Source organism: Okeania sp. SIO2B9, from assembly GCF_010672505.1.
GTDB classification, from domain to species: domain Bacteria; phylum Cyanobacteriota; class Cyanobacteriia; order Cyanobacteriales; family Microcoleaceae; genus Okeania; species Okeania hirsuta.
On record NZ_JAAHGK010000069.1, the window covers coordinates 1 to 11498 of the forward strand.

Annotated in this window: 8 protein-coding genes; 5 read left to right on the forward strand and 3 right to left on the reverse strand. The window is 38.9% G+C overall.

What is annotated here, in order from left to right:
- The coding region (locus tag F6K13_RS04585; protein ID WP_287286913.1) for a phosphoglycerate kinase at positions 1–609 on the reverse strand (609 nt) is incomplete at its 3' end.
- Positions 610–746: 137 nt separating this feature from the next.
- Between F6K13_RS04585 and F6K13_RS04590 the strand changes: the two genes are divergently transcribed.
- Positions 747–1157, forward strand: a complete 411-nt coding sequence (locus F6K13_RS04590; protein WP_124147330.1) for a universal stress protein — start codon at positions 747–749, stop codon at positions 1155–1157.
- Between the two features lie 315 nt (positions 1158–1472).
- Here F6K13_RS04590 and F6K13_RS04595 read toward each other — a convergent pair whose 3' ends face one another.
- Positions 1473–3179: a SulP family inorganic anion transporter gene (locus tag F6K13_RS04595; protein ID WP_124147329.1), complete on the reverse strand. Its 1707-nt coding sequence runs from the start codon at positions 3177–3179 to the stop codon at positions 1473–1475.
- Positions 3180–3550: 371 nt separating this feature from the next.
- On the opposite strand from F6K13_RS04595, the gene F6K13_RS04600 reads away from it, so the two are divergent.
- The 4 genes from F6K13_RS04600 (at position 3551) to F6K13_RS04615 (ending at position 8251) form a co-directional block, all read left to right on the forward strand.
- On the forward strand, positions 3551–4861 hold the full coding sequence (locus F6K13_RS04600) for an RNA-guided endonuclease TnpB family protein (RefSeq protein ID WP_287286914.1): 1311 nt from the start codon (positions 3551–3553) through the stop codon (positions 4859–4861).
- Positions 4862–4982: 121 nt separating this feature from the next.
- A complete protein-coding gene (gene ylqF / locus F6K13_RS04605; protein ID WP_124147328.1) occupies positions 4983–5843 on the forward strand; it encodes a ribosome biogenesis GTPase YlqF in 861 nt (286 codons plus the stop codon).
- A gap of 425 nt (positions 5844–6268) precedes the next feature.
- Positions 6269–6925 carry an FkbM family methyltransferase gene (locus tag F6K13_RS04610; RefSeq protein ID WP_124147327.1) on the forward strand — a complete coding sequence of 219 codons (657 nt, stop codon included), beginning with the start codon at positions 6269–6271 and terminating at the stop codon, positions 6923–6925.
- 432 nt (positions 6926–7357) lie between these two features.
- Entirely contained in the window at positions 7358–8251 is an 894-nt protein-coding gene (locus F6K13_RS04615) for a hypothetical protein (protein WP_124147326.1), read from the forward strand.
- A 1281-nt stretch (positions 8252–9532) separates the two neighbouring features.
- Here the strand turns inward: F6K13_RS04615 and F6K13_RS04620 are convergent.
- A complete protein-coding gene (locus tag F6K13_RS04620) occupies positions 9533–11464 on the reverse strand; it encodes a bifunctional serine/threonine-protein kinase/formylglycine-generating enzyme family protein (RefSeq protein ID WP_124146414.1) in 1932 nt (643 codons plus the stop codon).
- Positions 11465–11498 lie beyond the last annotated feature (34 nt).

Genomic DNA, 11498 nt, shown 5'->3' on the forward strand with positions numbered 1-11498 from the left:
AGAAACCTTAGAACCACCAATAATTGCAGCCAAAGGTTTTTGAGGATTATCAATTGCACCTTGGAGGAATTTTAATTCCTTTTCAATTAAATAACCACCTACAGAAGGACTCAAATATTTAGTCACGCCTTCAGTCGAAGCATGAGCACGGTGAGCAGTTCCGAAAGCATCATTCACATATACATCTGCCACAGAAGCAAGTTGCTTGGCAAACTCTGGGTCATTTTTCTCCTCTCCAGGGTAGAAGCGAACATTCTCCAGCAAAACTACATCACCATCTTGCATCGCTGCCACAGTAGAAGTTACATCCTCACCAATGCAGTCGTCACACTTTTTAACTTCCTTACCCAATACTTCAGAGAGTCTTTCTCCCACAAGAGTAAGACGCATACCATCATTTACTTTTCCCTTCGGACGTCCAAAATGGCTAGTCAAGATAACTTTTGCACCTTTGCCAATTAAATCTTGAATTGTGGGAAGAGCTGCCCGAATCCTAGTATCATCTGTAATACTACCATTATCAACAGGCACATTAAAGTCTGCCCGCATGAGTACCTTTTTGCCAGATAAGTCAGATGCCGATAAATTTGCTACAGTTTTTTTTGTCACAGGATTAATCTCCTAAGTATTTGTTTTATCAATGTCCATTAATTGGGATTGTATGGCCTATAAATGGATAAAATTAGGTTACACCAATTCGTTCACGGTAAACATTTTATCGGAGTCCGTGCCCCAAATATACTTCTATGTTTAAAACAGTTCTATTTCCTGTAGACCGTAGCCGAGAAGCTCGCGAAGCTGCGGAAAAAGTGATTAACATTGTCAAGACATATCAAGCTCGCTTGGTAGTAATTTCAGTGCGAGAAGTAGTTTCAGAAGGCCAGGAAGCTTTCCACCCAGAAATGACTTCTGAGCAAACAGTTACCCAACTTTTAGAGGAGGCTAAGGCTCTATTTGCCGGGCAGGGTATTGAAGCTGAAACGATCCAAAGGGAAGGCCATCCGGCTTTTACTATCTGTGATGTGGCAGATGAGATTAATGCTGACTTAATTGTGATTGGCTGCCGAGGTACTGGTTTGAGTGAGGAAGGAGCTACTGATAGTGTTAGTAACCGGATTATTAATCTGTCTCCTTGTCCAATTTTGGTAGTGCCTTAGATTTTAGATTTTAGAGTGTAGGGGAATTTGGGATTTGGCAAAATAGAAAAGGTGATGATTGGGGATTTTTTTAGAGATTAGCTTCCTGGTATCAGTTTTGTGAACAAAAACTAGCGGGTCTGCTAATAGCTAAAAATTTGACAAATTATTTTCCTCTGTTCCATTCTTTGCCTTTCTTCTTGCCACCCTCACCCCCCAAAAAAACAAAAAACTATCTCAACTTCTAGGCAAATACTCAGCGTAATCAGCAGAATTGCTTTGGCTAAAAATGCGGATTATGTTGGGAAAAATCGGGTTTCTATGAGAAAAATAGGATTAAGAACTGGGAAAAGCAGATTTTTGGATATCTTCATAGCTAGAGCTTTGTTTTTGCTTCACTATTTGTAAACCTTCCTTAAGTGCAGTCAGGCGATCGCCCATCCAGTAATTCTCTGGAATTAAGCCAGCAATTCCCAGCTTTTCTAACCGGCGTTTTACCTTTCCAGTTGCTCCAACCATAATGATATCTCGTCCAGCATCGATCGCCTCTTGAATGGCATTTTCAATCGCTAAAGAAGAAGTTACCCCTAGAATTGGTACTTCACTCAAATCGACAATCAACACATCATAATTACTAATGGCACTATGTTCTCTGGAAATCGCTTTGGCTACTCCAAAAATCATTGGCCCGCTCAAATGAAACAGCAAAACTCGGCCATTTGCCCAATCCAAAATTTGCTTTTCTTCGTCATTCATTACGATTTGATCGTCCGCATCAGTAATCGCTTTTACAGACTGAGATTGCATTTCTTCGAGACGTTCAATGGTTAAAATATTCGCGATAAAAACTCCCACGGCAACCGCTACCATTAAATCCACAAATACCGTGAGGAGTACCACGCTATAAACTATTCCGGCAGCTTTCCAAGAAATGTTGTGAACCCGTTTGAGGAAACCCCAATCAATAATATCAATTCCCACCTTTAAGACAATTCCTGCTAACACAGCTAGGGGAATTCCGGAAGTTAAAGGTGCCGCCCATAACACAACAATCAACAGTGCTAAAGCACGACTAATGCCAGCTAAAGCGGTGCGTCCTCCTGCTTGGATACTAACTACAGTTGCCGTTGTTGCTCCAGAACCAGCAATTCCACCACATAAACCTGTAATTAAGTTAGCCACCCCTTGACTGATTAATTCTTTATTAGATTTATGTTCAGTTCTGGTCAAACTATCTGACACCAAACAAGTTAATAGGCAATCAATAGAACCCACCATACCCAAAACCATGGCATTTACAAACATTAACCGTAAATTTTCAGCGGTAAATGTAGGAATTTGCAGTTGTGGCAAACCGGGGGTAATTTCTCCAATTGTAGCGATCGTCCGAATTTCTATATTTCCAAAGAAAATCAAAGAAATCGCTGTACCAATTACCAAAGCTATTAGTTGGGGAGGGACTAACTTTTTTAGTTTGGCGGGACAAAAGAACAAAATTCCTAGAGTAATTAACCCTAACAACGTTTCCCATGGATTAATATTGGTAATCAAATTAGGGAAAGCCTTAATCACGCCAATTACTCCACCAGAGGGGGTTTGTTGACCGATAAACGGCGCAATTTGCAAAAAAATCAAAATCACGCCAATTCCTGTCATAAAACCGGAAATGACGTTATAAGGAAGCATGGTAATATACTTTCCCAACCGCAGGACTCCAAATAGGATTTGAAAGATACCCGCCATCATCACCACGGTAAAGGCCATTGCCAGACCACTTTCGGGATTTACGGCCATTAATTCGGCGATAACAGCGGTGACAATGACCGTCATCGGTCCAGTTGGTTCAGAGATTAGACTAGGGGTGCCACCAAATAAAGCGGCAAAAAATCCGACTAAGATTGCTCCCCATAACCCTGCAGCAGCACCTGCTCCAGAAGCAATTCCGAAAGCTAGTGCCATTGGTAAGGCCACCACTGCAGCAGTTAACCCGCCAAAAATATCTCCTTTTAGGTTTCGGAAATGAATCGTATTGGTAATTTGCATGAAAGATTTCCCTGAATCACCGAAAAACTGGGTTTGAAGCCTCCCCCTAGAAGCTATGCTTTACCCACATCTGTTAAATTCCTTACAGGATAGGGGAGAGAGGGGAGAGGGGGAAGAGGGGGAAGAGAAGACTTTCCTGCCATTTCTCATATCTAGGACATAGGTGGCTAAAAGTGAATAAGGCAATTTCGGCATTTGCCAACTCTGACTAGCTACTTAAACCATCTCCCCACACGGACCACACGGACCACACGGACCACCCTGCAATGCTTCTAAGACTTATGGGTAAAGCATAGCCCTAGAAGGGGGACTTTTGATTTGATTTAATACCCACAAATATCCTATAGTATTGTGAGTTAAAAACGATAATTATGAAAGCTAGGTACAAATATCGAATTTATCCAACACCGGGACAAAAATACCAATTAGCAAAGCTATTTGGTTGTGTCCGCACAGTCTGGAACGATAGTCTAGCTTGTTGTCAGGAAAAGTATGCTTTAGGCCAGAAAAAACCAAGTAACTCTGAATTACAAAAACTCTTTATTACTCAAGCTAAAAAAACTAAAAATAGGGAGTGGTTGTCGGAAGTTTCAGTAGTCCCATTGCAACAATCATTAAATGATTTAAATCAGGCTTACCAAAACTTTTTTAATTCAACTAAAAGTAAGAGAAAAGGTAAAGCAATTAAACCTCCCAGGTTCAAAAAGCGAAGGTCAAGACAAACTGCTAGGTTTAGCTTAAGAGGATTTCAAGTAAATGAAGACAAAGTATATTTAGCAAAAATCGGCTTATTAAAAGTAGTATGGTCAAGACCAATACCTGGAGAACCATCATCAGTAACAGTAATCAAAGATTGTAGGGGCGATTCGCGAATCGCCCCTACTGGATACTTCTTGAGTTTTGTAGTAGAAATTCAAGCACAAAAACTACCAGAATCTAGCAAATCAGTAGGCATAGATTTAGGAATTTCTACTTTTGCCACATTCAGCAATGGTCAAAAAGTAGAAGCACCAAAACCATTAAAAAAACGAATTAAAAAATATAGAAAATTAAGTAAATCATTATCAAAAAAAAGTAATGGTTATAAACGATATGAAAAAGCCAGACTTAGGATAGCTAAATTTTCCTACGGAATGCTACGCAAACATGCCAAATTAAAAGACACTAGAACCGATTTTCTACATAAATTATCTACCGAAATAATTCGTGAAAACCAAACAATTATTCTGGAAGATTTAAACGTTTCAGGTATGATTAAGAACCGGAAATTGTCCAGATCCATTAGTGATTTAGGCTGGAGACAATTTCGTACATTATTAGAAGGAAAAGCAGAAAAGTACGGTCGCGAGCTAAGAGTAATTAGTCGTTGGGAAGCTACGACTCAAATCTGTTCATGTTGCCGTTTTCGAGGGGGAAAATTACACCTGAAAGTGCGAGAATGGGAGTGCCTTAACTGTGGTACAAAGCACGACCGGGATGAAAACGCAGCAATAAATATATTAGTCTCCGGAGGACATTCGGAGACAAAAAACGGACGTGGAGGGAAGCGTCAGACTACCGCCAAGGAAGCAGCACCCTGTGTTAGCGACAGCTATGCGCCAGCAAAGCGTCAACCCACCAAAGAGCTACGGCTCAGTAGGAATCTTCGCACCTTTAGGCCGGAGAGGATGTCAAAATATTAAGATGCTACATCTGAATACTTTACCATAAAACAGCTTTATTTTTAGTGCCTCTTTTAGAGGAGCATTCCTATTGGAATGCTGCGCAAATGCTTGACTTCCGCAAAGCGGTTGAATTTATTCAATGACTATACAATGGTATCCGGGCCATATTGCGAAGGCCGAACGAAATCTTAAGGAACAACTGAAACGGGTTGATGTGGTTCTGGAAGTTAGAGATGCTCGTATCCCGCTCACTACTAATCATCCCCAGGTGTCTGAGTGGGTGGGGGATAAGGCGCGGGTATTGGTATTGAACCGCATGGATATGATTTCTTCGGATGTGATGAAGATTTGGCAGGAATGGTTTGAAGCTGAGGGACAAGTGCCTTATTTTACTAATGCTAAGTTGGGTGATGGGGTGAAGGGTGTGGCCAAGGCGGCGCGGGAAGCTGGTCGTGCTGTTAATCAAAGAAGGCGCGATCGCGGGATGTTACCTCGACCTGTCCGTGCTGTGGTTATTGGTTTTCCTAATGTGGGAAAGTCTGCTTTGATTAATAGGTTGTTGAAGAGGAAGGTTGTTGAGAGTGCTAGACGTGCTGGTGTGACTAAGCAATTAAGATGGGTACGGATATCTGATGAGATTGAATTGTTAGATGCTCCTGGGGTAATTCCTAGTAGGATTAAAAATGAAGAGGATGCGATTAAGTTGGCTATTTGTGAGGATATTGGCGATGCTGCTTATGATAATCAGCGAGTTGTTGCTAGTTTGATTGATTTGTTGATGTCTCTAGAGGTTGATAGTAATGGTTTTGTTTCTGCTTCTTGTTTAGAATATCGTTATGAGTTAAAAGCGAGTAATTATACAGGTGAAAGTTATTTACATGAGGTTGCAAATCAACTTTTTCAAGGAGATGTTGAGCGTACTGCTAGACGAATTTTGGATGATTTTCGTAAGGGTTTATTAGGGCAAATACCTTTGGAGTTACCTTTGAATAGGGAGTAGGGGAGAAGTGGAGTAGGGGAGCAGAGAAAAAGAGTATAGATTGTTGGCTAAACTACTTCAGTTATTGAAAATAATCTATTTTTTAATGCACTTTTTCTCTTCAAAAAGCCTCTCAAAGAGATACACATAACTTATCTATTTTGTCGGTTTTTTGTTAAGAATAGCTATTAAAACAAGACTTACGCCAAGGTACTATATATAGAGTTAAAAAAACTCTAACGTTAGAGTTTTTCACTCTATATATGTGGTCTGGTGCGTAAGTCCTATAAAATAGAAATTAGGGAATAGGGAATGGGCACTATTACTTGTCACTTAGTCACTTATTTTTTACTATAACTTTATTAAGTTTATTTAATAAATAAGCGATCGCTCAAAAATTTTATCTAGGATATTAATAATTTAAAAAAGTTTTTACTATCAAAAAAATGTCAAATATATTTGGAAATATTGGTCCAGCCGGAGCTAAGAATCTCTCTCTTGATTTTCAGGAACTTGTTGAGAAATATCAATTAAAAATTCCAGGATTAATTCATATTGGCGCTCATTATGGTCAGGAGTACGAAATTTATCAAAAATTAAATATAGTTAACTTGGTTTTTTTTGAACCTCTGACTGAAAATTTTGAAATTCTTAAAAGCCACGTTGGAGAAAATGTTAGGTTATTTCAGAAGGCTTTAGGGAATGAAAATAAAACAGTTAAAATGTATGTAGAAAGTGCGAATAATGCAATGTCATCTTCTGTTTTACAGCCTAAAAAACATTTGGAACAATATCCTGAGATTATTTTTGATAGAGAAGAATTTGTGGAGATGGTAAGACTAGATGATATTTTAGAGGATAAAGAAAACTATAATTTCTTGATTATTGATGTACAAGGATATGAGTTAGAAGTTTTGAAAGGTAGTCGAAAAACTCTGAAAAATATTGATTATATTCTGACTGAAGTTAACCGAGATGAATTATATGAAAATTGTGCCAGGGTTGAGGAGTTAGATGAATTTCTAGGAAGGTTTGATTTTCAAAGACTTGAAAGAAATTGGGAAGGAGAAACTTGGGGAGATGCTTTTTATCTAAAGAGGTAGTTTTTTGTTTAATTACTGTTAGGTTGGTAAGAATAAGAAAAGGTGGTAGTTCCAAGGGTAAATTCTTCCTGTAAATCTCAAAGCTCGGGACAGCGGAACGGAGTTCTATCGCTACTAGATTCACCATTTGTTAGATTTTTTTAGTTGAATAAATAATCATGCGTATGTACGAGCAACCACCATTAAATACAAAGTATCACAATTTTTTTGAGGATGCAAGGGAAAATACTCCTGCGCCACCGATTTTTTAGTAGTGCTTCACAGAATGATGTTTTCCTTTACTTTATAAACTCTTGTAGGGATAGTAAAAGTAGAATTATTGTATTTGAACGACTTATCGGAAAATTTGCTCAATGCAAATAGGATAGGAATATCATCTCCGGAACCAAGATAAATTGTAATGGAGAAAAAATTAATACAGACAAATAAATTATGAACAATTCAATTATCACATTAGTAGATGACTTACCCACTGGTGGGATTACAGTTTCAGCATTACGCGCTCTAGATTTCATCGTACCTGGAGAATGGAACAATTTAGTAGGTTTTAAAAATACAGTTCGGGAAGTTACTGGCAAAGATAAACCTCAAAAAATTCAGAAAATTAGCGAACGCGCTCTATGGATATATAATGACAAATCTCAAGGATATCAAGACGCTATCTGGGTTTACCAAACTTTAGATAAAGCTGATGCTGCTATGGGTGCGGCAGCAATGGCCAACAAAATTGGTGAAAAAATCTCTTTCCTCAGTTTCCTGAATAAATTAACCCCATCAGCAGATAAAACTCAGGCAGTTGATTTAGCGATTAAGGTGGTGGCTGAGTTGGTTGCTTTCTGCAAATTAAATGGAATGCCAACTAGAGAAAGTTTAGGAGATTTTTCCGCAGCTTTGGTAGAAGAATATAGTGGCCCTTCTTTGATGCGAATGGTTGCTTTGGTGTGTTTTGATGGGTTGATTCCTTTAGGACCTGATTTTGTCGATCGCGTGGGAGATATTATTGGAGGAATGAGTTCTGCTGGTCTCCAACAAAATCCTTTGTTTCAGAAGGTAAATAATTTGATTCCTGGTGATAGTACCCAGGGTAAACTTGATTTTATTGGTAATAGTTTTGATTCGGTTAGGGGTTGGATGAGTAATTTAGTGTCGTCGCGAGGATTAGACCCTCAAATGATTATCGATCATTTACAAAGTTTTGTTGAAATTGCTGATGATAAGTTGGATTATTTGGCCGCTTTTCTCGATTTGACTACTAATTATTTTGAACATACTGGTACTCAAACTGTAGCTCGTCGTTTGATTTTGCAAGCGGCAGAGGAAGTTTAATCGCTTAATTTGCTGATAATCAAAAAATTTTCTGTAGGTTGGGTTGAGGCAACGTTAGCGGAGCTTATCTGAAAGATAAACCCAACACTACTAATATTGTTACTTTGCAGGTTAAAACAATTCTTCTTTATTCCTGATTTTTTTGGGTTGCCCTGTCGCTTAACCCAATCTACAATATCTTTTGTTGAATAAAAAATCATGCGTAGGTACGAACAACTCCTAATAATTACATACTACTATGATTTTTTTGCCGATGCAAGGGGAAATATCCTACCGATTTTTTTTGGTGCTTCATAGAATGAGTGATTGGTTTGTGATGGTAGCGATCGCGCTGTGAGTTTATTTATAATATGCTTGCTTCTAAAATGCTTTTTTCGCGTTGAATAAAAAATCATGCGTAGGTACGAACAACTCCCAATAATTACATACTACCATGATTTTTTTGCCGATGCAAGGGGAAATATCCTACCGATTTTTTTTGGTGCTTCACACAATGAGTGACTGGTTTGTGATGGTAGCGATCGCTCTGTGAGTTTATTTATCAAAGTCTCTATGGGAGAAATCTTTTGGTGCTTCACACAATGATTTTTTGTCTTCTGATGCTATTGTTGGCGATCGCTTTTGAGCCTCTATATATATGCTTGGTTTATAAAATGCTGTTTTTTAGTTGAATAAAAAGTCATGTATAGGTAAGAACGAACCCCAATAGTTACATACTACCATGATTTTTTTGGGGATGCAAGGGGAATTTCCTGCCGATTTTTTTTGGTGCTTCACACAATGAGTGACTGGTTTGTGATGGTAGCGATCGCGCTGTGAGTTTATTTATATATTTATAAAAGTCTCTATGGGAGAAATCTTTTGGTGCTTCACACAATGATTTTTTGTCTTCTGATGTTATTGTTGGCGATCGCTTTTGAGCCTCTATATATATGCTTAGTTTATAAAATGCTGTTTTTTAGTTGAACAAAAAGTCATGCTTAGGTACAAGCGAACCCCAATAATTACATACTACCATGATTTTTTTGGGGATGCAAGGGGAATATCCTGCCGTTTTTTTTGGTGCTTCACAGAATGCAGACTCAGATTAATCATCCCTACATCTGTAGCAAAATCCTTGTCTTGCCACGACTTCTCCCACTCTGAAAAAAAATTTCTCCCATGGAGCGAGCAGGAGAAGAGAAAAAAGAAAAAGCACACACAGATTTGGCCACGGATATACGGATGGATGCAGGAAAGAGGGAAAAGGTGAAAACAGGAAAAGAAGAAAGGGGAAGAATCCTAGGAACGAAAGGGAGAAACTACCGACACAGACCAGACAACCCGAAAACCCCTATAGAAGATGAAGCTGTCGCCATAGTTGCTGCCACGCCTACCACTCCGGCAATACCTAGAATCACTGCTCCAGCTACCGCCACGGAGAAGTCTGTAATTACTATCACCTCCATTTTCCCAAGCACTACCATCTGTAGGCGCACCTTCATAATTATCATGCCAAACATCCTGACACCATTCCCAGACATTGCCATGCATATCGTATAAACCAAAAGCATTGGGTGGAAAAATTCCCACATCTGTTGTTTTTTTACGATATTTTCCTTTTGGTGCATCAGCGTAAGTATAATTGCCATTAAAGTTAACTAACTCAGACGTTATAGTTTCGCCAAAATAAAATGGTGTGGTTGTTCCTGCACGGACGCCATATTCCCACTGACTCTCACTGGGTAAACTATATTTTTTACCTGTCCAGTGTGAAAGTTTCTGACAAAATTCTGTCGCGTCGTACCAAGTTAAGCTTTCTACAGGACGCCTTGCACCTTTAAACCAAGAAGGATTATTTCCCATAACTGCTTGCCATTGTCCTTGAGTTACTGGATACTTTCCCATGAAAAATTCTGGCACATCCACATAATGTTGGGGATCTTCATTCTCAAATCTTTTTGCTTCTGTCTCTGGAGACCCCATGAGAAATGTGCCTGCGGGAATTTTTACCATTTCTAGGGTAACTCCATTACCGAGGTTTTCTATGATTACTTCTACTTGATGTTGACGGCGACTAATTATTTGTCCTCTGCTGTTGACTGTAAGGGTGGTAAATTTCTGAATGGAAGTTTTGGGTTGTGGTGCTGGTTTTGGTTCAGGAGTAGGAATAATTTCTGGAGATGGTTGATTCCACCAATCTTTACTTAACATTGCTGCTGCAAACCCACTTCCTGCTAAACCTCCTAATATCAATATTTTTCTTCTGGTTTTATTAGGTTGGGTTTGGGGTGGGGATGGAACTGTTGTTGCTTGTTTTGGTGCTAGTGTGGGTGTGAGTAGGTTTACTTTTGCTGTTGATGTTTGTGTCGGTGTAGGTGGGTTTACTTTTACCGTCGTTTTTGCTAGTACAAGTTCACTCAATGCTTCTAATACTTCTGTGGCGTTTTCATAACGCTGTGGAAAATATTCCTGCACCATCCTATCTAATATATTTGCTAGATAGTTACTTACTTTTGCTTGGTTTCGCCAGATAACATTTCCTGTCTTTGGGTCTGTGGGTAAATTTTGGGGGTCTTTGCCTGTCAGTGCTTTTATTCCTACCATTCCTACTGCATATATATCGCTACTCAGTTTTGGTCTGCCGTTACTTTGTTCGCTTGGCATATAACCAGGTGTTCCTACTGCCACAGTTAAAATAGTTGTTCCTGGTTGATTGGTAGTCAATACAGTTATTTCTTTGACTGCTCCAAAGTCTATCAATACTATTTTTTTATCTGACCTGCGACGCATCAAGTTTTGTGGTTTGATGTCTCGGTGAATTATATTGTTTTGATGAGCTTTTTCTAATGCTTCTAATATTCCTTTGAGTAATGTAATAGTGTAAGACTCGCTTAATTTTTTCCCTGATGTTAGTTCTTTGCTTATATCTTGCCCTTCTATATATTCTTGTACTAGGTAAAATTCTGTTGCTTCTTGGAAATGGGCAAATAGTTTTGGTATTTGGTCTGAGTCTTTGCCTAGTTTGTATAAGGTTTCTGCTTCTGTTTCAAATAATCTTTGGGCAATGGTTAATGTTCCTGGGTCTGAACTTTTGGGTTTGAGGTGTTTGACTACGCATTTAGGTTTGCCTGGTAAGTCTAAATCTTGAGCTAGGTAGGTATCTCCGAATCCTCCACGTCCGAGGGACTGAATAATTTTGTATCGTTGTCTCAGGATTTTTCCAGACTGCATGATTTTTTCACTTATCAGTTCAGTTATTCAGATA